General features: G+C 66.4%; 21 protein-coding genes and 1 tRNA gene. 7 read left to right on the forward strand and 15 right to left on the reverse strand.

The window, feature by feature from the left end; genetic code table 11:
- Window positions 1-34: 34 nt before the first annotated feature.
- The 3 genes from ilvC to AC6LKG_RS21810 all read right to left on the reverse strand — a co-directional run bounded on the left by ilvC (window position 35) and on the right by AC6LKG_RS21810 (window position 3,392).
- Window positions 35-1,051 carry a ketol-acid reductoisomerase gene (gene ilvC, locus AC6LKG_RS21800; protein WP_006389118.1) on the reverse strand — a complete coding sequence of 339 codons (1,017 nt, stop codon included), beginning with the start codon at window positions 1,049-1,051 and terminating at the stop codon, window positions 35-37.
- Window positions 1,052-1,120: 69 nt separating this feature from the next.
- Window positions 1,121-1,612 carry an acetolactate synthase small subunit gene (ilvN, locus tag AC6LKG_RS21805; RefSeq protein ID WP_006217868.1) on the reverse strand — a complete coding sequence of 164 codons (492 nt, stop codon included), beginning with the start codon at window positions 1,610-1,612 and terminating at the stop codon, window positions 1,121-1,123.
- 10 nt (window positions 1,613-1,622) lie between these two features.
- On the reverse strand, window positions 1,623-3,392 hold the full coding sequence (locus tag AC6LKG_RS21810; protein WP_498168114.1) for an acetolactate synthase 3 catalytic subunit: 1,770 nt from the start codon (window positions 3,390-3,392) through the stop codon (window positions 1,623-1,625).
- Window positions 3,393-3,831: 439 nt separating this feature from the next.
- Here AC6LKG_RS21810 and AC6LKG_RS21815 point away from each other — a divergent pair, with 439 nt between their 5' ends.
- A complete protein-coding gene (locus AC6LKG_RS21815; protein WP_498168066.1) occupies window positions 3,832-6,054 on the forward strand; it encodes an FUSC family protein in 2,223 nt (740 codons plus the stop codon).
- 74 nt (window positions 6,055-6,128) lie between these two features.
- On the opposite strand, the gene yaaA is transcribed toward AC6LKG_RS21815, so the two are convergent.
- From yaaA to AC6LKG_RS21830, 3 genes are all read right to left on the reverse strand, one after another.
- Complete coding sequence (yaaA, locus tag AC6LKG_RS21820) at window positions 6,129-6,899, reverse strand: peroxide stress protein YaaA (protein ID WP_498168068.1); 771 nt, start codon at window positions 6,897-6,899, stop codon at window positions 6,129-6,131.
- 16 nt (window positions 6,900-6,915) lie between these two features.
- Complete coding sequence (locus tag AC6LKG_RS21825) at window positions 6,916-7,698, reverse strand: 3-hydroxybutyrate dehydrogenase (RefSeq protein ID WP_498168070.1); 783 nt, start codon at window positions 7,696-7,698, stop codon at window positions 6,916-6,918.
- A 141-nt stretch (window positions 7,699-7,839) separates the two neighbouring features.
- Window positions 7,840-9,087: a cation:proton antiporter domain-containing protein gene (locus AC6LKG_RS21830; protein ID WP_498168071.1), complete on the reverse strand. Its 1,248-nt coding sequence runs from the start codon at window positions 9,085-9,087 to the stop codon at window positions 7,840-7,842.
- Window positions 9,088-9,348: 261 nt separating this feature from the next.
- Here AC6LKG_RS21830 and AC6LKG_RS21835 point away from each other — a divergent pair.
- Window positions 9,349-9,439, forward strand: a tRNA-Ser gene (locus AC6LKG_RS21835).
- A gap of 164 nt (window positions 9,440-9,603) precedes the next feature.
- Here the strand turns inward: AC6LKG_RS21835 and AC6LKG_RS21840 are convergent.
- The 3 genes from AC6LKG_RS21840 to AC6LKG_RS21850 all read right to left on the reverse strand — a co-directional run bounded on the left by AC6LKG_RS21840 (window position 9,604) and on the right by AC6LKG_RS21850 (window position 12,726).
- The gene (locus AC6LKG_RS21840) at window positions 9,604-10,581 is read right to left on the reverse strand and encodes a Bug family tripartite tricarboxylate transporter substrate binding protein (protein ID WP_498168073.1); all 978 of its coding nucleotides are present in this window, start codon (window positions 10,579-10,581) and stop codon (window positions 9,604-9,606) included.
- 95 nt (window positions 10,582-10,676) lie between these two features.
- Entirely contained in the window at window positions 10,677-11,585 is a 909-nt protein-coding gene (locus tag AC6LKG_RS21845; RefSeq protein WP_498168075.1) for a dihydrodipicolinate synthase family protein, read from the reverse strand.
- 13 nt (window positions 11,586-11,598) lie between these two features.
- A complete protein-coding gene (locus AC6LKG_RS21850; protein WP_498168077.1) occupies window positions 11,599-12,726 on the reverse strand; it encodes a mandelate racemase/muconate lactonizing enzyme family protein in 1,128 nt (375 codons plus the stop codon).
- Window positions 12,727-12,884: 158 nt separating this feature from the next.
- On the opposite strand from AC6LKG_RS21850, the gene AC6LKG_RS21855 reads away from it, so the two are divergent.
- On the forward strand, window positions 12,885-13,760 hold the full coding sequence (locus tag AC6LKG_RS21855; protein WP_498168080.1) for a LysR family transcriptional regulator: 876 nt from the start codon (window positions 12,885-12,887) through the stop codon (window positions 13,758-13,760).
- 34 nt (window positions 13,761-13,794) lie between these two features.
- On the opposite strand, the gene AC6LKG_RS21860 is transcribed toward AC6LKG_RS21855, so the two are convergent.
- Window positions 13,795-15,012 carry an amidohydrolase family protein gene (locus AC6LKG_RS21860; RefSeq protein WP_498168083.1) on the reverse strand — a complete coding sequence of 406 codons (1,218 nt, stop codon included), beginning with the start codon at window positions 15,010-15,012 and terminating at the stop codon, window positions 13,795-13,797.
- A gap of 54 nt (window positions 15,013-15,066) precedes the next feature.
- A complete protein-coding gene (locus tag AC6LKG_RS21865; RefSeq protein WP_006389098.1) occupies window positions 15,067-15,267 on the reverse strand; it encodes a hypothetical protein in 201 nt (66 codons plus the stop codon).
- Between the two features lie 191 nt (window positions 15,268-15,458).
- Between AC6LKG_RS21865 and AC6LKG_RS21870 the strand changes: the two genes are divergently transcribed.
- Together AC6LKG_RS21870 and AC6LKG_RS21875 are read left to right on the forward strand one after the other, a co-directional pair.
- Window positions 15,459-15,962, forward strand: a complete 504-nt coding sequence (locus AC6LKG_RS21870; protein ID WP_498168085.1) for an ASCH domain-containing protein — start codon at window positions 15,459-15,461, stop codon at window positions 15,960-15,962.
- Window positions 15,963-16,299: 337 nt separating this feature from the next.
- Window positions 16,300-16,635 carry a virulence factor gene (locus AC6LKG_RS21875; RefSeq protein ID WP_498168088.1) on the forward strand — a complete coding sequence of 112 codons (336 nt, stop codon included), beginning with the start codon at window positions 16,300-16,302 and terminating at the stop codon, window positions 16,633-16,635.
- Window positions 16,636-16,884: 249 nt separating this feature from the next.
- Here the strand turns inward: AC6LKG_RS21875 and AC6LKG_RS21880 are convergent, their stop codons facing one another.
- From AC6LKG_RS21880 to AC6LKG_RS21895, 4 genes are all read right to left on the reverse strand, one after another.
- The gene (locus AC6LKG_RS21880) at window positions 16,885-17,133 is read right to left on the reverse strand and encodes a hypothetical protein (RefSeq protein WP_498168090.1); all 249 of its coding nucleotides are present in this window, start codon (window positions 17,131-17,133) and stop codon (window positions 16,885-16,887) included.
- Between the two features lie 297 nt (window positions 17,134-17,430).
- Window positions 17,431-18,777 (reverse strand): serine--tRNA ligase, encoded by a 1,347-nt coding sequence (serS, locus tag AC6LKG_RS21885; protein ID WP_498168092.1) that lies wholly within the window; start codon window positions 18,775-18,777, stop codon window positions 17,431-17,433.
- 42 nt (window positions 18,778-18,819) lie between these two features.
- Entirely contained in the window at window positions 18,820-20,160 is a 1,341-nt protein-coding gene (locus AC6LKG_RS21890; RefSeq protein WP_498168094.1) for a replication-associated recombination protein A, read from the reverse strand.
- A gap of 136 nt (window positions 20,161-20,296) precedes the next feature.
- On the reverse strand, window positions 20,297-21,088 hold the full coding sequence (locus AC6LKG_RS21895) for a deaminated glutathione amidase (protein WP_498168097.1): 792 nt from the start codon (window positions 21,086-21,088) through the stop codon (window positions 20,297-20,299).
- A gap of 231 nt (window positions 21,089-21,319) precedes the next feature.
- On the opposite strand from AC6LKG_RS21895, the gene AC6LKG_RS21900 reads away from it, so the two are divergent.
- Both AC6LKG_RS21900 and AC6LKG_RS21905 read left to right on the forward strand, forming a co-directional pair.
- Window positions 21,320-22,588: an amino acid deaminase gene (locus AC6LKG_RS21900; RefSeq protein WP_498168100.1), complete on the forward strand. Its 1,269-nt coding sequence runs from the start codon at window positions 21,320-21,322 to the stop codon at window positions 22,586-22,588.
- 150 nt (window positions 22,589-22,738) lie between these two features.
- Window positions 22,739-24,298 (forward strand): ABC transporter substrate-binding protein, encoded by a 1,560-nt coding sequence (locus AC6LKG_RS21905; protein WP_498168102.1) that lies wholly within the window; start codon window positions 22,739-22,741, stop codon window positions 24,296-24,298.
- The last annotated feature ends 4 nt before the right edge of the window (window positions 24,299-24,302 follow it).

Genomic DNA, 24,302 nt, shown 5'->3' on the forward strand with positions numbered 1-24,302 from the left:
CGCGCGGGGCGCAAGCCCCGCGCAAAAACCGGAATCAGTTCTTGGACTTGTCCACCAGCTTGTTGGCGGCGATCCAGGGCATCATGGCGCGCAGCTTGCCGCCCACCACTTCGATCTGCGATTCCGCGTTGATGCGGCGGCGCGAGGTCAGCGTCGGGGCGCCGGCGGCGTTTTCCAGGATGAACTTCTTGGCGTATTCGCCGGTCTGGATGTCCGTCAGGCACTGGCGCATGGCCTTGCGGGTTTCGTCGGTGACGATCTTCGGGCCGGTTTCGTACTCGCCGAACTCGGCGTTGTTCGAGATCGAGTAGTTCATGTTGGCGATGCCGCCTTCGTAGATCAGGTCGACGATCAGCTTCAGCTCGTGCAGGCACTCGAAGTACGCCATTTCGGGCGCGTAGCCGGCTTCCACCAGCGTGTCGAAACCGGCCTTGATCAGTTCGACGGTACCGCCGCACAGCACGGCCTGTTCACCGAACAGGTCGGTTTCGGTTTCTTCACGGAAGTTGGTCTCGATGATGCCGGCACGGCCGCCGCCGTTGGCGCTGGCATACGACAGGGCAACATCGCGCGCGGCGCCCGACTTGTCCTGGTACACGGCCACCAGGTGGGGCACGCCGCCACCCTGCTTGTAGGTGTTGCGCACCGTGTGGCCGGGGGCCTTCGGGGCGATCATGATGACGTCGATGTCTTCACGCGGCACGACCTGGCCATAGTGGACGTTGAAGCCGTGGGCGAAGGCCAGGGCGGCGCCCGCCTTGATGTTGGCGTGCACTTCCTTGTTGTAGACCGAGGCGATGTTCTCGTCGGGCAGCAGCATCATGACGATGTCGGCGGCCTTGACGGCTTCCGCCACTTCCTTGACCTGCAGGCCGGCGTTGGCGGCCTTGTCCCACGAAGCGCCGCCCTTGCGCAGGCCGACGATGACCTTCACGCCCGAGTCATTCAGGTTCTGGGCGTGGGCGTGGCCTTGCGAGCCGTAGCCGATGATGGCAACGGTCTTGCCTTTGATGAGGGAGAGATCGCAGTCTTTGTCGTAGAAAACTTTCATGGGGTGCTCCAGATATCTTGGATTATTCGTTGGTTCGTATGTAGGGTGCGGCTTGGCCTGGAAGGCCGGTCAAATCTTCAGAATCCGTTCACCGCGGCCGATGCCGGACACGCCGGTGCGCACGGTTTCCAGGATGGCACTGCGGTCCAGGGCTTCCAGGAAGGCCTGTACTTTTTCCTGCACCCCGGTCAATTCGATGGTGTAGGACTTGTCGGTCACATCGATGATGCGCCCGCGGAAAATATCCGCCATGCGCTTCATTTCCTCGCGTTCCTTGCCGACCGCGCGCACCTTCACGAGCATCAGCTCGCGCTCGATGTGCGCGCCTTCGGTCAGGTCCACGACCTTGACCACGTCCACCAGGCGGTTCAGGTGCTTGGTGATCTGCTCGATGACTTCATCCGAGCCGGTCGTGACGATGGTCATGCGCGACAGCGTGGCGTCTTCGGTGGGCGCCACGGTCAGGGTCTCGATGTTGTAGCCCCGCGCCGAGAACAGGCCGACCACGCGCGACAGCGCGCCGGGCTCGTTTTCGAGGAGGACGGAAATCACGTGCTTCATGGTGGCCTCCTTACAGGTCTTCAGAGCCGAGCAGCATTTCGGTCAGCCCGCGGCCGGCCTTGACCATCGGCCACACGTTTTCGGTGCGGTCGGTGATGAAGTCCAGGAAGACCAGGCGCTCCTTGTGCTTGCCGAACGCTTCGCGCAGCGCCGGCTCGACATCGGCCGGGCGCTCGATGCGCAGGCCCACGTGGCCGTAGGCCTCGGCCACCTTGACGAAGTCGGGCAGCGAATCCATGTACGACTCGGAATAGCGCGAACCGTAATCGATCTGCTGCCACTGCCGGACCATGCCCAGGAAGCGGTTGTTCAGGCAGACGATCTTGGGCGTCAGGCGGTACTGGTGGCAGGTCGACAGTTCCTGGATGTTCATCTGGATCGAGGCCTCGCCGGTGATCACGGCGACGTCCTGGCCCGGATTGGCCATCTGCACGCCCATGGCGTAGGGCAGGCCCACGCCCATGGTGCCCAGGCCGCCGGAATTGATCCAGCGGCGCGGCTTGTCGAACTTGTAGTACTGCGCCGCCCACATCTGGTGCTGGCCCACGTCGGAGGTGACGAAGGCGTCGCCGCCGGTCACTTCCCAGAGCTTCTCCACCACGAATTGCGGCTTGATGACTTCGTCCGAATTGGCGAACTTCAGGCATTCCTTGCCGCGCCAGGTCTCGACCTGCTCCCACCACTTGGCGATGGAGGCCGGCTTGTGCTCGGCCGAGGCGGCCTCGTACTGCGCGCTCAGGTCGGCCAGCACATCCTTGACGTTGCCGACGATCGGGACGTCCACGCGCACGCGCTTGGAGATCGACGACGGGTCGATATCGATATGGATGATCTTGCGGGCGTTCTGGGCGAAGTGCTTGGGGTTGCCGATCACGCGGTCGTCGAAACGGGCGCCGATGGCCAGCAGCACGTCGCAGTGCTGCATCGCCATGTTGGCCTCGTAGGTGCCGTGCATGCCGGGCATGCCGACGAACTGGCCGCTGCTGGCGGGGAAGCCGCCCAGGCCCATCAGGGTGCTGGTGCAGGGCGCGCCCAGTTGCGACACGAGCTTGTTCAGCTCGGGCGCGGCGTTCGACAGGATGACCCCGCCGCCGGTGTAGATCATCGGCCGCTCGGCGGCCAGCAGCATCTGCACGGCTTTCTTGATCTGTCCCTGGTGGCCCTTGTTGACGGGCGCGTAGGAACGCATCGAGATCTCGCCCTTGGGCGGGGTGTACTTGCACTGCGCGACGGTGATGTCCTTGGGGATATCCACCAGCACCGGGCCGGGACGGCCGGTGCGCGCGATGTAGAACGCGCGGCGCATGGTTTCGGCCAGGTCCTTGACGTCACGCACCAGGAAGTTGTGTTTGACGCAGGGGCGAGTGATGCCGACGGTGTCGCATTCCTGGAAGGCGTCCTCGCCAATGGCCGCAGTGGGCACCTGCCCGCTGATGATGACCATGGGGATGGAGTCCATGTAGGCGGTGGCGATGCCGGTGACGGCATTGGTCACGCCCGGACCGCTGGTCACGATGCAGACGCCGACCTTCTGCGACGAGCGCGAGTAGGCATCGGCCGCGTGCACGGCGGCTTGCTCGTGACGAACCAGGATATGCTGGAATTTGTCCTGCTTGAAAATCGCGTCGTAGATGTAGAGCACCGCGCCGCCAGGGTAGCCGAAAACGTGTTCCACGCCTTCATCGGCCAGGCAGCGCACGACGATATCGGCGCCATTCATTTCCATGTTGTCATTCCTTTCAAAACCGGCCCTGCAACCCTGACTGCTGCGCGCCCGGATACGGCGGCAACTGAACCCATGCCGGCTACGGCAACATGATCCGGCGCTTAGCGGCTCACGGAGCCACGCCACCCGGACACCCTGCCGACCCGGCATACGTTCGACAGAACGCAGTGCAAACGCCCCTGGGGGACGCTGGAGGTCGAAATGGAAGCCTTGGCAACACACGCTTGTGGCGCGGCCAACGGCAAATAGGTCTGCTGCAAGATGGCTGGGAGGTGACCCTGGCCATCCGCCTCATCGCGCCGGTTTCGGATAGGCAGACCGGCGCAAGTGGAGCAATTTACCGCGTTGCGGCAAAGGTAGCAAATCGAGGTTTCGCGGACGTTGCACGGAAGTCGCGCCGGCGCATCCGGGAAAGTTCGGTAACCATCCGGCCCCTAAAACGCAGCCGGCCTCTCTATACTTGACGCGTTACCCGGATTCGAGTCCAGCGCCCATGGATCTGCGCATTGCCAGCATTCGCCGTTTCCTCTATAGCCATTACTTCTTCGGCGGCGTGCGCCAGGGCGTGGGCATGCTGCTGCCGGTGCTGGTGCTGGGCGGACTGTTCGGCAACTACACCACCGGCCTGGTGGCCACCTTTGGCGCGCAGTGCCTGGCCATCATCGACCAGCCCGGCGGCCCGCAACGCCATCGCACCAACGAGATGCTGGGCGGCGCGGCGCTGGGCACACTCACCGTCATCATCACGGGCCTGGCCTCGACCCACCCTGTGATGATCTGGCTGGTCGTCATTGCCCAGTGCTTCGTCTATTCCATGTTCACGGTGTTCGGCAAGCGCGGCGGCCTGATCGGCTTTGCCGGGCTGCTGCTGATGACGCTGACCATGCATTCGCCCCTGCAACCCCATGAAGTCCTGGCGCACGCCGCCGCGACGCTGGGCGGGGCGCTGTTCTACGTGGCGTTCAGTCTGGGATTCTCGCGCCTGTTCTGGCTGCGCGAGGAACAGCAGGCGATGTCGGTGGCGCTGTTCGCCACCGCCGACTACGTAGCCGCGCGCGCCACCTTCTACGATGAGACCGCCGACCTCGACGAGGCCTACCGCACCCTGATCCAGCGCCAGTCGATCATGACCGAAAAGCACCAGGCGGCGCGCGACATGGTGCTGCGCGCCCTGCCGCGCGGCAAGGGCCTGGGCGACCGCCAGCGCGTGATGATCTGGAACATGTTCGTCGACATGCTGCAGTTGCTGGACACGCTGGTGGCCACCCACACCGACTATGCCGCGCTGCGGCGCACGCTGGCCGGCAACGACTGCCTGATGTTCATGCGCGATGCGCTGGTGAAGATGTCGCTGGAGCTGAACCGCATCGCGCTGGACGTGTCGCGTGGCCGCAAAGTGCAGTACCGCAGCAGCGCCAAGGCCGAACTGCGCGCCATCGAGTACGAGATCGAGCAGCTCAAGCAGCAGGGGCTGGGCGAGCGCGAACCCGAGATGCTGGCGCTGATCGTGCAAGTGCTGCGGCGGCTGCGCAACTCGGCCCGCATCGTCGACCGCCTGGCCGATCACACCGCCGCCTCGCCGCACGCCAAGCCCACCGACGTGCTGCGCATCAACAAGTCGCTGACCCGTTTCATCTCGCGCCAGGAATTTCGCTTCGGCCTGCTCACCAGCAACCTGCGCCTGGACTCGCCGCACTTTCGCTACGCGCTGCGGGTGACGGCCGCCGCCGCCATCGCCATGACGCTGGCCAGCCAATGGCTGTCGCCAGCCTTCTCGGCGCACAACTACTGGATCATGCTGACCATCGTCATCATCATGAAGCCGGGCTTCGCGCTGACCCGCCAGCGCAACGGCTGGCGCCTGATGGGCACGCTGATCGGCTGCATCTGCGCCCTGCTGCTGTTCAACGTCACCGACCGGCCCGGCATCCTGTTCGCGGTGCTGCTGGGCGCCTGCATCATGGGTAACAGCATGGTGCAGCTCAACTACATGGCCAGCGCCATCTTCAACACGCTGTTCGTGGTGCTGGTATTCCACTTCGTCTCGCCCGGCACGGTGTCGATGTCGGTGATCGGCGAACGCGCCATCGACACCCTGATCGGCTGCGCGCTGGCGCTGGTGTGCAGCTACATCCTGCCGTGGTGGGAGGCGCGCTACCTCAAGCCGCTCGCGGCCGCCGCCACGCGCGCCAATCGCGAATACCTGATCGCCGGCATGCGCTACGTCGAAGCGATGCAGACGCATGGCGCGCCGGTGGGCGCGGCCGCCGACGCCACGCCGGCCGTCACCGACGCCGACCTGGCCTGGCGCCTGGCGCGCAAGAACGTGCACATCGCCTTCAGCAATTTCGCCGAGGCCTTCTACCGCATGATGAGCGAGCCCAAATCGCACCAGGTCAGCGTGCCCGAGCTGAACAACCTGCTGATCCAGAACCACGTGCTGGCCTCGCAGATCACCGCGGCCATCCCCATCCTGGCCGCGCTGCCGGCCACGCCGCAGGCGGTGCACCGGGCGCTGGCCGGCATGGTGGAGCTGCTGGACCAGAACCGCGCCCAGGCCCCCGCCGACCTGCCGACCCAGTTCGACACCGCGGGCGAGCAGGCGGCGCTGGCATATCCGATCAAGCAGATGCTGAAGGCATCCCACATGATCCGGCAGGAACTGCAGGCGCTGGCGGATCCGCTGCACGCGCCGCCGGTGACGGCGCCGGCCTGAAACGCCTGCGCCTTTCGCACATAAAAAGGCCGGCCCTTTTCAAGGCCGGCCTTTGCATGGCGCCCGCGCTCGGCTCAGAGCTTGCGGCGGAACACCAGCTTGTCCTCGGTCGAGGCCGAGGCGTCGTACTTGTAGCCTTCCAGGTCGAAGCCGTGCAGGCCTTCGGGCTTGGATACCTTGTGCAGGATGGCGTAGCGCGCCATCAGGCCGCGCGCGCGCTTGGCGTGGAAGCTGATGATCTTCCAGGCGCCGTTCTTCCAATCCTGGAACACGCACTGCACCACGCGCGCTTTGAGCGCCTTCAGGTCGACCGACTTGAAATACTCTTCGGACGCGAGGTTGACGATGACCGGCGCCTTCTGGCCCGCCTGGCGCTCGTTCAGGTACTCGGCGATGCCGCTGCCCCAGTATTCATACAGGTTCTTGCCCTTGGGGGTCTCCAGGCGCGTGCCCATTTCCAGGCGGTACGGCTGCATCAGGTCGAGCGGCCGCAGCACGCCGTACAGGCCACTGAGGATGGCCACGTGCTCCTGCGCCCAGTCGAGCTGCCTGGCCGACAGGGTCGAGGCATCCAGGCCTTCGTACACGTCGCCATTGAAGGCCAGCACGGCCTGGCGTGAATTGGCCTGCGTGAAGGTGCGCTTCCAATGCGCATAGCGCTGCACATTGAGCTCGGACAGCGCCGGGCTCAGGCTCATCAGCGCGGCAATGTCCTCCGCGCTCTTGGTCTTGAGGACCTTGATGAGGCCGGCGGCCTGGTCCACGAACAACGGCTGGGTGTGCGCCTCGACGTGCACCGGCGAGTCGTAGTCCAGCTTCTTGGCGGGGGAAAGCAGAAATAGCATTCGGAGATTCCTTTGATCAGCGCGCCGTCCAGCCGCCATCGACGGAGACGGTGGTGCCGGTGATTTGCGCGGCGGCATCGGAGGCCAGGAACACGGCCGTGCCGCCCAGTTGCTCGGGCGTGACGAACTGCAGCGACGGCTGCTTTTCGCCGAGCAGTTCGCGCGCGGCGGTTTCCTGGTCGACGCCGTTCTTTTCGGCCAGCGCCGAGATCTGTTTTTCGACCAGCGGAGTGCGCACCCAGCCCGGGCAGATGGCGTTGGCGGTGATGCCCTGGCCGGCGGTTTCCAGCGCGGTCACCTTGGTGAAGCCCACCACCCCGTGCTTGGCGGCGACGTAGGCCGACTTGTTGGCCGAGGCCACCAGGCCGTGGGCCGAGGCGATGTTGATGATGCGGCCGAAGCCCTGCTTCTTCATGTGCGGCAGCGCGGCGGCGGTGCCATGGAACACGGCCGACAGGTTCAGCGCCAGGATGGCATCCCATTTCTCGGTGGGAAAGTCCTCGATCAGGGCGGTGTGCTGGATGCCGGCGTTGTTGACCAGGATGTCGATGCGGCCCATCTGGCGCACCGCGTTGGCGACCAGGCCGCGCACGGCCTCGCCCTTGGACAGGTCGGCCCCGTCGTACAGCACCCTGACGCCATGCTGGGCAGCCAGGCCGGCGCGCACCTTTTCGATCTCGGCGGCGTCGCCGAAGCCGTTCAGGACGATATCGGCCCCCTGCGCGGCCAGCGCGGTGGCGATTCCCAGGCCGATCCCGCTGGTGGATCCGGTGACGACTGCGACTTTTCCTTTGAGCATGGATGTTCTCCTGTGGCGGGGCGCGAAGGGCGGGCGGCTCACGCCGTCCGGCGCCGTGGGCGAAACACGGACTGAAAAACTGCGTCAAGTGTAGCCGCCCGGCAAGGCGTCCATCATGCCATGCCCCCACGCGGCGCGGGGTCAAGCGCGCGGCGGCGCCCCCGGTCGCGACGCCGGCTGCGCGGGCGATGCAGAATCAGCCTGATCCCATGCCGCGCTCCCGGCGGGCGGCTCGGCCTCCGGCAGGTCCGCCATACCGCCCAGGCGTTCCGGGATACGTTCGAGCAGCTTGATCAGGATGGGCACCACCCCCATCGACACCGCCACCACCACGGCCAGCACATCACGCTGCCCGAGATCCACCAGGTGGTTGTCCCAGGCTTCGTTGAAGATCGCGAAACTGAATTCGCCCCCCTGTGCCAGCACCATGGCGAACAGCAGGCGGTGGTAGCGCGGCAAACCCAGAAAGCGCGCGAAACCATACAGCACCAGCGCCTTGACCGCCAGCAGCGCGATCACCCCCGCCCCGATGAACTTCCAGTGCTCCGCGACCACGTGCAGGTTCATGGACATGCCGATCGCCACGAAGAACAGGCCCAGCAACAGGCCTTTGAATGGCTCGATGGCGTTTTCCAGATCGTGGCGGTAGCGCGATTCGGCCATCAACACCCCGACCAGGAAGCCCCCCAGGCCGGCCGACAGCCCCGCATAGTCGAACAGTTGCGCCGTGCCCACCACCAGCAGCAATGCCGCCGCCGTGAACAGCTCTTTCAACTGCGCCCTGGCGGCCCAGCCCAGCAGACGCAGCCGATAGGCCGCGGCCACCACCACCACTGCAATCAGCGCCTCCTTGAAAGAGGGGGCCGAGGTGCCGCCCGCGCCCAGCAGTCCCGCCGCCACCAGCATCGGGATCGCCGCCATATCCTGGAACAGCAACACCCCCAGCGCCGAACGGCCCATCGGCGTGCGCGTCAGGCCGCGCTCCTCCAGCAACCGCAAGGCTACCGCCGTCGACGACAGCGCCAGCGACAGGCCGCACAGCACGGCCGCCTGCCACGCCATCCCCGCCATGTGGCGCAAGGCGGCCCCGAACACTACCCCCAACAGCAGGCCGCAGGCCAGCATCTGCGCAGCCCCCAGCGTGAACACCTCGTGGCGCATCGCCCACAGGCGCTTGGGAGCCAGCTCCAGGCCGATGATGAACAGCATCATCACCACGCCCCACTGCGACACATTGACCATGTCGCCCACGTCCGTCACCAGCCTCAGGCCCGAGGGCCCCACCAGTACGCCGGCCAGCAGGTAGCCCGGGATGGCGCCCAGGCCCAGCCGCTGGGTCAAGGGCACGCACAACACGGCGGCCAGCAACAGGATCAGGATCAGGTTCATCAGCGCGGATCGGGCAGATCGGAACAGTCTGATTCTGGGCAAGGAATGCCCACCTGGGAAGCCGATGAAACCCACTGTAGCGTCCGACATCGGGGGGCTTTACACAAAACTTTTTTTTGCTGTAGAATTGCGGGCTTCGCTGCTCCGACAACGCAGATTCTTCCGACCAGGAATCTGATTGCGGGAAACCCGGGAATACCCCGACAGGCCAAAACCTGCCGGTGTCGAACCAGGAATTTCGCCGTTACGGAATCCAGCCACGGAGAGGTGGCAGAGTGGTCGAATGTACCTGACTCGAAATCAGGCGTACGGTATCCCCGTACCGTGGGTTCGAATCCCACCCTCTCCGCCAGTATTCGAAAAAAAGGCCAATCCTTCGGGATTGGCCTTTTTCTTTGTCCGGCCCCATGAATCGGGTGAACGCGGGTGGAGCAAAAGCAGATGGGGCGGAAAGCAGGCGGTTCGGCAGCCAGAAATCAGCGGCCAGCCCCGCCGCCGCTTCTTGGCGATCGGCCGTCACCCTTGCGCAACGATGCCGGCATCCTGGATGGTCTTGGCATACTTACGCTGTTCGTCGCGCATGAAGTCGGCGAAGCGCTGCGCGCTGCCGCCGCCATCTTCCGCGCCCACCTGCGCCAGCTTCTCCCTCACGTCGGCCATGGCCAGCACCCGATCGATGTCCTGGTTCATGCGCGCGACCATGTCGGCCGGCATCCTGGCCGGGCCGACCATGCCGAACCAGATGCTGGCCTCGAAGCGCGGATAACCTTGCTCGGCCACCGTCGGCACCTCGGGATGGCTGGGGGAGCGCTGCCGCAGCGTCTGCGCCAACGCCAGCACCTTGCCGGCGCGGATCAGGGGGGTGGCCGTGGTCATGCCCTCGAAGCAGTACTGCACGTGGCCGCCCAGCAGGTCGTTCATCAGCGGCGCCGAGCCCTTGTAGGGTACGTGCAGCACATCGATGCCGGCGCGCGCCTTGAATATCTCCAGCGCCAGATGTTGCGCCGAGCCGCTGCCGGCCGACCCGAAGATGATCTTGCCCGGCTGCGCGCGGCACAGCGCCACCAGATCTGGCAGGGTCTTGGCCGGTTGCTCAGTGCCGCCGATCAACAGTGTCGGCGTCTTGCCCACCAGCGCGATGGGCGAGAAATCCCGCTCGGCCGAGTACGCCAGTTTGGGATGCAGTCCCGGCGCGATGCCGTGGCTGTTGATGTGGGCCATCAGCAGGGTGTTGCCGTCCCCCGGCTGGCGCGCCACCTGTTCGGCCGCGATGATGCCGGCCGCGCCGGCGCGGTTCTCGACGATGACAGGCAGATTCCACAGCACGCCCAGCTTCTGTCCCAGCAGCCGCGCCAGCACATCCGTGCCGCCGCCCGCCGGAAAGCCGACCACGATCTTGACCGGCCCTGCCGGCAAACCCTGCGCCCGGGCCGATGGCAGCACAAGCGCCGCCCCCAGCGCCGCGGCGCCGGCCATGAAATCCCTGCGTTGCATATCTGTCTCCTCGCGCACCGGGTTCATGCCCGGTGACTGTTGGTAAAAACCTGCCGCGCCCGCCACCCGGTAGCCGCGGGGTCCCGCGATGCGGTTCAGGCCTCGGGCGCCGCCAGCCGTTGGGCCAGTTGCGCCGCCTGCGCGGCGTTCAATTCCACCAGCGGCGGCCGCACCGTGGCCCAGACCGGATCGTTGCGCCACCGCGCAATCGCGGCCTTCATGGCCGGAATCATCGGATACGACTGGAAGACAGCGCGGGTTTCGTTCAAGGCACGCTGCCGTTGCTCGGCGCCGGCTTCGCGCCAGGAACGGTACAAGGCGACGATGGGCGCGGCGTTGACATTGCCGGTCGCCGTGATGCAGCCCGCGCCGCCCGCCCGCATCGTTTCCAGCAACACCGTTTCGGTGCCGGCAAACACGTCGAAACCGCGCGGCTGGAAATCGCGCAGCATGGCCGCGGTGTTGTCCCAATCGCCGGAGCTGTCCTTGATGCCGGCGACGATGCCGGGAAACTCGCCCAGCAGCCGCTCGATCAGGCCCAGGCTGATCGGCACGCCCGAGACCGGCGGGATGTGATACAGGTAGATGCGCAGGCGATCGTCGGCCACGCGCTCGACCACGTGGGCGAAGGCGCGGAACAACCCTTCGTCGCTGACGCCCTTGTAATAGAAGGGCGGCAACATGAGCACCCCGCCGCAGCCCGCGCTGACGGCATGGCGGGTCAGTTCCACCGCGTCCGGCAGCGCGCAGGCGCCGGTGCCCGGCATCATGCGCGCGGCCGGCAGACCGGCCTCCAGCAATGCGTCCAGCAACTGGCGCCTTTCCGCCAGGCTGAGCGAATTGGCCTCGGAGTTGGTGCCGAAGATCGCCAGGCCCGCGCCCTGCTCCAGCAAGGCGCGGCAATGCCCGACGAAGCGCGGCACGCTGGGCGACAGATCCGCGTTGAAAGGCGTGAGGACCGGCGAATAGACGCCTTGCGGCCGGTCAGCGGCGGGGGTGCTCATGAAGACTCTCCTGTCAGCGGCCGACGCGGGTCCACTTGCCGTAGCGCTCGACCATGCGTTCATCGAAACCGAATCCCAACCCCGGCTCCTGGTGCAGCACCACTCGGCCCTGCTTGTGAGTCAGTTGGCGATCCACCAGCTTGCGGAAATTCAGGACCTGGTCGTCCCAGAAAAATTCGACGTAGCGCGCATTGGGCGTGGCGGCCACCAGCGGCGCATGCACATCGTGGAACCAGTGCGGGCAGACCACCACGCCATAGCTGGCGGCGGTGGCGGCGATGCGTTTCCACTCGGTGATGCCGCCGCACACCGCGGCGTCGGTCTGCAGGATGCCGGCCGCGCCCTTGTCCAGCAATTCCTTGTGATACCAGCGGCCATAGCCGATCTCGGCGGTGGCGATGGGCAGGTGCGTCAGGCGCGCCAGCTTGGCATGGCTGTCGATGTCATCGGGGCCGAACGGCTCCTCGATGAAGTACGGCTCGTATTGCTCGAAGCGGCGGATGTACTGCATGGCCTGGGTCACGTCCTGCCAGGCGTTGTTGCAGTCCATCATCAGTTCCACGTCGGGGCCGATGGCCTCGCGCGCCGCCTTCAGGCGTGCCTCTTCCTCGCGCGGCGACAGACGGCCGGTCTTCATCTTGACGGCGCCAAAGCCCTTGGCGACGTAGCTGGCCATTTCCTCGCCCAGGTGCTGCGGCGTCTTGCCGTCCAGGTAGTAGCCGCCGCTGGCGTAGGCCGGCACCGATTCCAGTTCGACCGCGCCGAGGAACTTGTGCAGCGGCAGGCCGGCGGTCTTGGCATTCAGGTCCCAGAGGGCAATGTCGAGCGCGCTGATCGCGCGCATCACGGTGCCCTGGCGTCCCTGCAGCAGGGCCTCCTGGTACATCGCCTGCCACAGCCCCTCGACCGCATGCGAGTCCTTGCCCAGCAGCACTGGCGCCAGCAGGCTCTGCACCGCGGCCTCGAAGATCGCGCCACCGGCGCTGCCAACGTAGCAGAAGCCGATGCCTTCGACGCCATCGGTGCTGCGGACCTTCACCAGTCCGTAGTGGCGGGTGGAAACGGTGCGGTTCGAAAACGAGGTGACCTTGTCCAAGGGCACCGCGGCGGCACAAACGTCGATGGATTCAATAATGGGCACGGCAGGCTCCTGATAACGGGAATATTGCGGGTTGCGCTGCCGGCGCGCCTTGCGCCGGCGCAACGCTCAGACGCATTCTTGCCGCCCTCAAAGAAACAAACAATTATGTTGAACCATATTTAGAATATGGAAAAAACATCTTTTATGGGTGCCTGGCCATGGATTCGAGATTCCTGCAGACTTATGTACACGTGGTGGAACTGGGCTCCATCGCGCAGGCAGCGCGCCACCAGGGATTGACGCCGGCCACCGTGCAGCAGCGACTGCGCGCCCTGGAGGCGGACATGGGCAGCGCACTGATCGCGCGCTCGGGCCGCACGGTCAAGCCCACCGCCGCCGGCACCCGCATCCTGGAACGGGCCCGCCACCTGCTGCGCGACGTGCGCGACCTGCGTTCGGCCGCCACCGAGTCCGACCTGCCGGCCGGCCCGCTGCGCCTGGGGGCCACGCCCACCGCGCTCACCGGCATCATGCCGCCGGTGCTGCGTGCCTGGGCCACGCGCCATCCCCACATCGAGATCTATATCGAGCCGGCGCCCACCACCCTGCTCTACGGCAAGGTGCTGGCGGGAGAGCTGGACGGCGCGCTGCTGGTACACCCGCTGTTCGCGATTCCCAAGTCCTGCGCCTGGCGCGACCTGCGGCGCGAGCCGCTGGTACTGGTGACACCGGCCGACATGGCGGTGCGCGACCCGCTCGCGGTGATCACGCGCGAACCCTACATCCGCTACGATCGCAGCGTGGTGGGGGGCCGCATGGCCGATGATTACCTGCGCGCCCGCGACCTGCGGCCGCACGTGCGCTTCGAGCTGGACGGCATCGATTCGATTGCCAAACTGGTTTCGGAAGGACTGGGGGTCGCGCTGCTGCCCGACTGGGCCACCACCGGGGTCTCGGCGCCGGTCAGGCGCTGGCCGCTGCCGGCGCCCTGCCCGGTACGCACCGTGGGCGCGATCTGGCCACGCACGGGCGTGCGCTCGGAGTTGATGCGGGTGTTCGTGGCGCTGGCGGAAAGCGAGGCCGCGGCGCCCTGAGGGCAGCGCCACGGGTCGACCCGGGTCGCTCCGCCTAGCGCCCCTGTGCCGCTTGCCCGGCCAGGTCGCCCAGCAGGCGGCCGTCGCGCGCCACCCGCTTGCCGCCCGAGATCACCAGACGACGCGGCGCGCGCTGCGCCACGGCCTCGGCCACGCCACTGGCCGCCACCAGCACCAGATCGGCGCGGGCACCGGGCACCAGCCCATAATCCGCGAAGCCACAGGCATGGGCCGCGGAGGTCGTGACACAGTCGAACACCCAGCCGATTTCATCATCACGCCGCAAGTCGTTGCGCAGGCCGATCATCATGGCGCGCGCCAGCATGTCGGGACTGCCGTACGGCGTCCAGGTATCGCGAATACCGTCGTTGCCGCCGAACAGGGTCACCCCCGCCTCGCGGCAGGCGCGCAGCGGCGGCACCGGCCGCGACGGAGGCGCGGTGGTCAGCAGCGCCACGTCCAGCGCGGCCAGGCGCTGGAGCAGGCCATCCAGCCGCTTGGCATCCACGCCTCCCAGGCAGAAGGCGTGGCTGACGACCACACGGCCGCGCATGTCCAACGCCCGTACCCGATCCAGGATCAGGTCGAGCGAAAACGCGCCCAGTTCGCCCGGCTCGTGCAAATGGATATCGATGGGCTTGCCGTGCTTGTCGGCCAGACCGAACAGCAGGTCCAGCGATTGCGCCGGATCCCGATCGATGGCGCAGGGATCGAGCCCGCCCAGCACATCCGCGCCTTGCGCCAGCGCCTGGTCCAGCAGCGCGGCCGTGCCCGGCCGGACCAGCAGGCCTGACTGCGGAAACGCCACGGTCTGGATCTCGACCAGACCGGCCAGGGCATCGCGCGTGCGGTGCACGCCTTCGAGGTGGCGCAGGCCGGCCTCGGTATCGACGTCGACATGGCTGCGAATGCGCGTCGCGCCTTCGCGCAGGAAGGCCAGCGCCAGCGCCCGCGAATGGCTGGCCGCGTCATGGCCGCTGGCGGCGCGCCAGGCACGCTCGTTATCGATGCGGTCGGTCAGCGCCGGGCCCACCTGGTTCACGTACCAGGGGGAACCCCAAGTGGTTTTGTCAAGATGGGTATGCCCTTCCACCAGGCCAGGCAACAGCAGCGCCCCCCCACCAGGCTCGCGCGCCACGTCGGCGGGCGCGGACAGGCCGGGACCGATGCATTCGATACGGCCACGGGAGATCAGCACGTCGGCCGCCGTGCCGTCGGGCAGGCGCACGTCGTTCAGCAACAGGTCGGTCATGGGGCATCCTCGGGCTCGGGCCGGCAGCGTCTCACGCCGCCCGGCGGCGCCAGATCAGGCTTGCTGCGGCGGTTCGATCCAGAAGAAACGCTGGCCCTGGCGGAGCATGTCCGCCACGCCTTCGGCGCTCAGGCGATAGTCGGTGCCCATCAGCGTGGCGCCGCCATCGTCGTGGATATGGATGACGGCCAGCGGGTCATTGGCCATGGTGTACCAGTAGTAACCGGGCTTGAGATCGTGCAGGTCAGTATTCATATTTCGAGTATACAAACAACCCCGCGCCGTATTCAAAAAGACACACTCCCCCCCCTTCGCCTGACATGACGAGAGTGACGCGTCATACTGTTTCATGCGAGCTTCCAGAGCCCGCCATACGTTGGCACGCGTCGCCCCGGCTGCAACACCATAGGGAATGCAAGCGTCGAACGTGAGGGGAAAACACCGCTATGAAAAGGCAGGCACTCCAATTCAGCGAGCCGCTCAAGCAAGCCATCCTGGATGGCTACAAAGTGCAGACCCGGCGCATCGTCAAACCTCAGCCCACCAAGCCGACGACCGCCTGGTACGCCGACGCGGCCGATTCCGGCAAATGGGTTGCCATGGGACCGGCACAGGACGGGACAGGCGAATTGCGCAAGACCTCTCCCTGGGTCAGTTGCCCATACGGGAGATCGGGTGAAAGCATCGTGCTCGAGGACGAAACCGGCCAGCCCTTCACCACGGCGGTCATTGTGGGGGTACGCATCCAGCGGCTGCAAAAGCTGTCCGAAGCCGACGCCCGCGCCGAAGGCACACAGGCGCTTTATCACGCTCGCGCGCTTCTGCCCGGCGTCCCATTGCAAACCGCTTTTGCCGTGACTTGGTGCGAACGCTACGGCGCGCACGCGTGGGCCGCGAACCCTTGGGTATGGGTGGTCGAATTCCGCTGCAAGCAGCCGGACGAAGCATAGCCACACGGCGCGCGGCCCCCTGGCCTTCCCCCGCCTGGCTCCTGGCGCAGGCGTACCGGTGTTGCAGGCGGAGAAATCGCGCTGCGGGATGGTGACTATTTGTAATCCCGCCACCCCGCGTCATCTCCCCCCACGCTATTTCAGTCGATTTCAGCAGAGGCGATGCCAGGGTGGAATCAGATTGTGGCGCCGCAGCATGGCATCGACGCTGGCCGGCGCGGCCGTTGCGGATTGTCGCTATTGGACTGCCCCCGCTTACTCCTGCCCCGCCAAAAAGACCGAAAATGGCCTCAACGAATACTCAACTTGGCCGCGTCACGCGGCAGGCAGGTGCAAAATGAAAAAATGGCTAATCGCAGGAACGGGTGTGGCGGGTCTGCTGCTGTCGAGCGTCGCGCTGGCCCGGGTGGATGTCGGCATCTCCATCGGCCTGCCCGGGGTGGTGTACCCGGCGCCGGTCTATGCGCCGCCCGCCCCCGTCTATGTGGCTCCAGCCCCGGTCTATGCCCCCCCACCCCCGGTCTACTACCGGCCGGCGCCTGTCTACGTGGCTCCGCCAGTGGTGTACCCGGCGCCGGTGTATATCCGCGGCGGCGGGTATTGGGGCGACCGAGGCCATTGGCGCGGCCCCGACCGGGGGTACCACCACGGCCGTGGCGGCTGGCACCGCTGAGCCGCGCCGGCGCGATGCGCCGGCCCCTCGAATACACGAAGGCCACTCCTGGGAGTGGCCTTTTTTCTGCGGGGCAAGTTCCGGTGCCCCACGGAAACGGATCAGGCCGCGGGGCCCTGAACAGACTTGCCCGCCCCGACGGCGGGCGTTTGTTGCTGCGCCGGGACGGGTTTACCCGCAGCCCAACGCGACGATTCCTGGATCAGGTCGATCCAGCGGCGGGGAGCGCTCGAGGCCCGCCACCAGCCATTATGCGGACGCATGGGCAAACTCCGGTTCACCATTGAAACGAACACCATTTATTTCTTCAAACAATTGACGGCTTTCCTGTTCCGCTTCGTGCAAGCTGGTGAACGGTGCCTGTCCCGGCACGGTCCAGCATTTTTCCGGTGCGGTTCCGCCGACACGGCGGGTCCATATCTGCACGCGGTAGCCCTGTTCGTCGTCCTGAGCCACAGAGCATCTCACACGAAAATCTCCAATCATTCTTGAAGTCATGGACAACTCCTTGTTATATAAGTGAATGAAGCGTGTAGAACGCAGGTGTATTGTGCCGAACTATCCGGCCCTTTTATTGAAAATACACAATTGCTCACATCAAAATCAAGCACTCGTGTCGTCAAGATAACGCCCGTAGACGACAGAATTATGTCTCGATCATAAATAAGCCGGACGTGCCGCCCCATCCTCCATGCGGCGGACTTGCGCAATCGGCAAGCGGCATGCCCAGCCCCGGACGGTCAATGAAAAATGGAGCCCGCGGGCTCCATTTTTCATTGCGATCGACGCTTGGCGTCAGGGCTTCAAGACCGTCAGGCCGCCCATGTAGGACTGCAGCGCCTCGGGTACCAGGATGCTGCCGTCGGCCTGCTGGTGGTTTTCCAGCACCGCCACCAGCGCGCGGCCCACGGCCAGGCCGGAACCGTTCAGCGTGTGCACGTATTCCGGCTTGCCCTGGGCATTGCGGAAACGCGCCTGCATGCGGCGGGCCTGGAAGGTTTCGCAGTTGGACACCGACGAAATCTCGCGCCAGGTGTTCTGCGCCGGCAGCCAGACTTCCAGGTCGTAGGTCTTGGCCGAGCCGAAACCCATGTCACCGGTGCACAGCAGCATCACGCGGTACGGCAGCCCCAGCAACTGCAGCACGCGCTCGGCGTGGCCGACCATGTCCTCCAGCGCCTCGTAGGATTGGTCGGGCTGCGTGATCTGCACCATTTCGACCTTGTCGAACTGGTGCTGGCGGATCATGCCGCGCGTGTCGCGGCCGCCGCTGCCGGCTTCGGAACGGAAGCACGGCGTGTGGGCGGTGAGCTTGAGCGGCAGGTCGGCGGCGGCCTGGATGGTGTCGCGCGCCACGCTGGTCAGGGTGATTTCCGAGGTGGAGATCAGGTACTGGTCTTCGCGCACGAACGGCTTGCCGTGCTCGTCGACCTTGGGATCGTCGTCGCCGCCGCCCTTGGACACGGCGAACATGTCGTCCTTGAACTTGGGCAACTGGCCGGTGCCGTACAGCGTCGAGGCGTTGACGATGTACGGGGTGTAGCACTCAGTGTAGCCGTGCGTGCCGGTCTGCAGGTCGAGCATGAACTGCGACAGCGCGCGATGCAGGCGGGCGATGGGGCCGCGCATGAACGAGAAGCGCGCGCCCGACAGCTTGGCGGCCATGTCGAAGTCCAGGCCCAGCGGTTCGCCCAGGGCGACGTGGTCGCGCGCCTCGAACGGCAGCGCCGGCGGGTTGCCATCGGCGCCGGGCGCGGCGGGCAGCCAGCGGCGCACTTCGACGTTGTCGTCGGCGGACTCGCCCAGCGGCACGCTGGCGTGCGGCAGATTCGGCACCGACATGAGCAGTTCGTTGAGCGGCTGCTGCAGGGCGGCCAGCTCTTCTTCCAGTTGCTTCAGGCGCTCGGGCACGGCCTGCGATTCGGCCATGACGGCGCTGGCGTCCTCGCCCTTGGCCTTGAGCTGACCGATCTGCTTGGCCAGCGCGTTGCGGCGGGCTTGCAGGGATTCGGTTTCGGTCTGGACCGCCTTGCGGCGAGACTCCAGCTCGTTGAACCGTTCCGTGTCGAAGGACACGCCACGGCTCTTGAGGCGGTCTACGACGGTTTGCAGGTCTTTGCGCAGCAGTATCGGGTCTAGCATGGTGATGTCGGTGAGATTGCGGGAAGCAACGGGCGTGGCCCGTTACCGTTTCTTGGCGCGTTCCTGCGCGTCCAGCTCGCGCAGGAATGCCAACTTCTGCTGGATTTTAGCCTCCAGGCCGCGATCGGTCGGCCGGTAGAAGGAAGGCTTGAGCCCATCGGGGAAATATTGCTCGTCCGCGGCGTAGCCGTGCGGCTCGTCGTGGGCATAGCGGTAGGCCTTGCCATGGCCCAATTGTTTCATCAACTTGGTGGGCGCGTTGCGCAGGTGGATCGGCACCGGCGCGCTGCCGTGCTCGGCGGCGAACTTGCGCGCCTGGTTGTAGGCGTTGTAGACGGCGTTGGACTTGGCCGCGCAGGCCATGTAGACCACCGCCTGGGCCAGCGCCAGCTCACCTTCGGGCGAGCCCAGCCGTTCGTAGATGTCGGCGCCGTTGACCGCCAGGTCGGTGGCGCGCGGGTCGGCCAGGCCGATGTCCTCGACCGCCATGCGCACCAGCCGGCGCGACAGGTACTTGGGATCGGCGCCGCCGTCGATCATGCGGCAGAACCAGTACAGCGCGGCGTCGGGATTGGAGCCGCGCACCGACTTGTGCAGCGCGCTGATCTGGTCGTAGAAGGCGTCGCCGCCCTTGTCGAAGCGCCGCAGGTTCTGCGACAGCGAGATCTCCAGCCAGGCCGCGTCGACCGTGTCGCGGCCAGCCGCCTGCGCCGATTCGGCCACCACCTCGACCGCGCTGATCAGGCGGCGCGCGTCGCCGTCGGCCCAGGCCGCCAGTTGCTCACGCGCGTCGGCGTCGACGTGGATGCGGGCGCCCTCGTCGTGGCCTTCGTTGAACGCGGTAATGGCGCGGTCGACCAATTGCTGCAGCTCTTCAGGCGTGAGCGACTGCAACACATAAACGCGGGCGCGCGACAGCAGCGCCGAATTGACCTCGAACGAGGGGTTCTCGGTGGTGGCGCCGATGAAGGTGAACAGCCCGCTTTCGACGTAGGGCAGGAACGCGTCCTGCTGCGCCTTGTTGAAACGGTGCACCTCGTCGACGAACAGGATGGTGCGACGGCCCTGCCCCTGCGCCACCTGGGCCACCGTGACGGCGTCGCGGATGTCCTTGACGCCGCCCAGGACTGCGGAAATGGCGATGAACTGGGCATCGAAGCCGTCGGCCATGAGGCGCGCCAAGGTGGTCTTGCCCACGCCCGGCGGGCCCCAGAAGATCATGGAGTGCGGACGGCCCGACTCGAAGGCCACGCGCAGCGGCTTGTCCGGCCCCAGCAGGTGCGACTGGCCGACGACGTCGGCCAGCGTACGCGGGCGCAGGCGCTCGGCCAGGGGCACATAAGGCCGATGGGCGGGATCGGCCGCGAAGAGATCGTTGCTCATTGGCAGCAGATGAGGGAAGACGGCAAGGAAATCAAGCCAGTATTACAACATGTCCGGCCGGCCCCGCGCCCCTGGCGGCCCGGCCGGGAACCGGCGCGCGGCGCCCTGCCCGGCGGACCCGCGCGAAACCGCCGCTTCAGGCCAGTTCCGGCGTCCCGAAGCGGCGGTTGGCCAGCACCGGCAGCACCTTGCGAGCATGCGCCAGGCGCTCGGGATCGATATCGGCGAACACCAGCGCCGGCGCCTCGCCGGCCTGCGCCGTGACCACGCCCAGCGGATCCACCACCATGCTGCAGCCGATATTGCGTTCGCCACATTCGCCGGTGGCGGCGACGTAGCAGGTGTTCTCCAGCGCGCGCGCCGTCACCAGCACTTCCCAGTGCTTTTCCTTCAACGGGCCGCGCACCCAGGCCGCCGGCAGCGCCAGCAGGTCGGCGCCGTCCAGCGCGAGGCGCCGCGCCAGTTCGGGGAAACGCACGTCGTAGCAGGTCATCAGGCCGACCTTCAGGCCGCCAATCTCCAGCAGCGGCGGAATGTCGTTGCCGGGCGTGACGTTGGTGGATTCCTTCATGGTGAAGGCGTCGTACAGGTGCAGCTTGCGGTACTGCGACACGATGCGGCCGTCCTGCAGCGTGACCAGGGTGTTCCAGACCCGGCCGTCGCCGGTCGGCACGTGCACGCACATCATGGTGGCCAGCGAGGCGCCGCGGCTCGCTTCGAGCAGGCGCGTGATGAAGGGGCCGTCCAGCGGCTGGGCGGCCTTCAGCACGATTTGCGGATCGGTGATGTCGCGCGCCAGGATGCCCTCGGGCAGCACCAGCAGGCCGGCGCCGCCCTCGCGGGCGCGCGCCATGAGATCGACGCAGACCTGGGCGTTTTCTTCCCAGACGCGGCTGACGGCGAACTGGCCCAAAGCGACTTTCAGCATGACTCTTCCTTGTGTGGGGCGGCAAGACGGGCATCGCCGCGGATTTCCTATTGTCGCGCCAATGGCCGCGAGAGGGCAGCAGGCGGTTAGGTTGCCTGCCTGGCGGCGGACGGCGGCCACCATGGCACACGCCGGCTACGGGTAACTCCCAACTCCCGCTTGTAAATTTCTTTCACGATAATGAAAAAAATCAGATTTGACGTAAATATTTTCCAGCCACGAGCACCCGCCATGCCCCAATCCTCGATCACCGCAGCCCCCCTGGACGTCAATGGCAAGGGCCTGGGCGCGTTTCCCGCCGCCTGTACCAACGCCGACGTGGCGGCGCTGAACTGGAACCTGCTGGCCGAGGACGTCAGCCTGCCGGTGGCGGTGCTGTACGAGGCCCGCGTGCGCCACAACCTGCAATGGATGCAGCGCTTCATGGAGGCGTACCGCGTCAAGCTGGCGCCGCACGGCAAGACCACCATGAGCCCGGCGCTGTTCCAGCGCCAGATCGACAACGGCGCCTGGGGCATCACCCTGGCCACGGCGCCCCAGGTGGTGGCGGCCTACCACCACGGCATCCGCCGGGTGCTGATGGCCAACCAGTTGGTGGGCCGCGCCAACATGGCCTTGATCGCCAAGCTGCTGCGCGATCCGGCATTCACCTATTTCTGTATCGTCGACTCGGCCGCCAACGCCGCCCAGTTGGGCCGCTACTTCGGCGAGCAAGGCCTGGTGCTGCCGGTCCTGATCGAACTGGGCCCGACGGGCGGGCGCACCGGCGTGCGCGATGACGCGCAATTGCAGGCCGTGGTCGAGGAAATCGGCCGCTGGCCCGGCTTGGCGCTGGCCGGCATCGAAGTCTACGAAGGCGTGCTGCAGGACGAAAGCGCGATCCGCGCCTTCCTGCGCCGCGCCACCGACGCGCTGCGCGGCCTGGCGACCGCCGGCCGCCTGCGCAAGCACGGCCCTGCCCTGATCTCCGGCGCGGGCTCGGCCTGGTTCGACGTGGTGGCCGAGGAATTCTCGCAACTGGACATCGGCGCGCCGCTGGAAGTCGTGCTGCGTCCCGGCTGCTACCTGTCGCACGACGTCGGCGTCTACCGCTCGGCCGCCGAGCGCATCAATGCCAACAATCCCGTCGCCCACAAGATGGAGCCGGGACTGCAACCCGCGCTGCAGGTCTGGGCCTACGTGCAGTCGCTGCCCGAGCCTGGCCGCGCCATCGTGGCCATGGGCAAGCGCGACGCCGCCTTCGACGCCGGCCTGCCGACGCCTTCGCTGCATTTCCGCCCCGGGCAAAGCGCGCCTGGCGCCGCGCCGTCCCAATGGAAGCTCACCGCCATGATGGACCAGCACGCGTTCATGCAGATCGGCGAGAACGACGACATCCAGGTTGGCGACATGATCGCCTTCGACATCTCCCATCCCTGCCTGACGTTCGACAAGTGGCGCCAGGTGCTGCTGGTGGACGAGCAGTACCGCGTCATCGACGTCGCGGACACCTTTTTCTGAGCCTTTGAGCGCGGTGCGGCCGCGCGTTCCGTTGCGCTACCGACAAGCCCCGCGCCCGGGGGGGCAAGAACGAACTCGGGCATCCGGCGCCTTACCGGACTTTCACTGAATCACGCGACAACCTGTTTTTGACCCTCTGGAGAGAGAATCATGAACTTCCGTACCTCCCGGCAAGGCGGTGGGCTGAAAAGCCTGCTCGTGGCCGGCGCAATTGGCTTGACCGCATTGTCGTCCCCCGCCCTCTGTGCCACGCCGGTCAAGGGAGGCACGATTTCCGTCGCCACCATCGGCGAGCCGCCCACGCTGGACCCAATGAGCAGCACCGCCGACCTGGTCGGCATCCTGACGCAGCACTTCTTCGAAACGCTGTACACCTTCGACGCCAAGTGGAACCTGACGCCGCTGCTGGCCGACAAGATGCCCGAGGTGACGCCGGACGGCCTGGTCTACACCATCGCGCTGCGCCAGGGCATCACCTTCCATGACGGCTCCAAGATGGATTCGTCGGACGTGCTGGCCTCGCTCAAGCGCTGGACCGAGACCGCCACGCGCGGCAAGATGGCCGCCAAGGTCATCGCCAACATCGAGGCGCCCGACGCCAACACCATCCGCATCACGCTCAAGCAGCCGTATGCGCCGCTGACCGCGCTGCTGGCCATGAACAACGCCGCCGCCGTGATCATGCCCAAGGGCAAGATCGCCCCGGTGCTGACCGAGATCGTCGGCACCGGCCCCTACCAGCTCAAGGCGCGCGTGCCGGACCAGTACATCCAGCTGACCCGCTTCGAGGGCTACAAGCAGCGCGAAGGCGAGCCCGACGGCTACGGCGGCGCCCGCAAGCAATACCTGGACGAAATCCGCTTCGTGCCGGTCGCCAACGCCAACACCCGTTCCGAAGCCGCCGCCGCGGGCCAGTTCGACTACGTCGACTCGCTGCCGGTGGAAGCGCTGGACAAGCTCAAGGGCGGCCGCTCCGACCCGATCATGCTCAAGCCCTTCGGTTGGCCGCGCCTGGTGCTCAACACCAAGCAGGGCATCATGTCCAATCTGGCGGTGCGCCAGGCCGTGCAATTGGCGCTGAACGAAGAGGACATGCTGTACGCCGCATTCGGCAACAAGGACTTCTACAAGCTCAACGGCGACCTCTATCCGGAAGGCTACCCTTGGGCCACGTCGCTGGGCGGCAAGGTCTACAACAAGGGCGACGCCGCCGCGGCCAGGAAGCTGCTGGACAGCGCCAACGTGGCCGACAAGAAGATCCGCATCCTGACCAGCCAGCAGTACGAGTTCCACTACAAGATGGCGCTGGTGGCCGCGGAATACCTCAAGGCCGCCGGTTTCACCGTCGACATGCAGGTGGTCGACTGGGCCACGCTGACGCAGCGCCGCCAGGACCCGGCCGTGTGGGACATCTTCATCACCCACAGCGTGTTCCTGCCCGAGCCCGCGTTGATCGACTTCCCGTCCAAGGACGCGCCGGGCTGGTGGGACACGCCGCGCCGCGCGCAGGTGATGGATGCCTTCAACCAGGCCCGCACCCAGGAAGAACGCGTCAAGCGCTGGGCCGACGTGCAGCAGGCGGTGTATGACGAAGTGCCGTTCGTGAAGGTCGGCGACTTCAACGCCCAGGCCGCCCGTTCACCGTCGCTGCAAGGCGTCAAGCCGGCGGCGTGGCCGTTCTTCTGGAACGCCTGGAAGGCGCCGAAGTAAGCCG

This window comes from Achromobacter sp. 46006, from assembly GCF_059761975.1.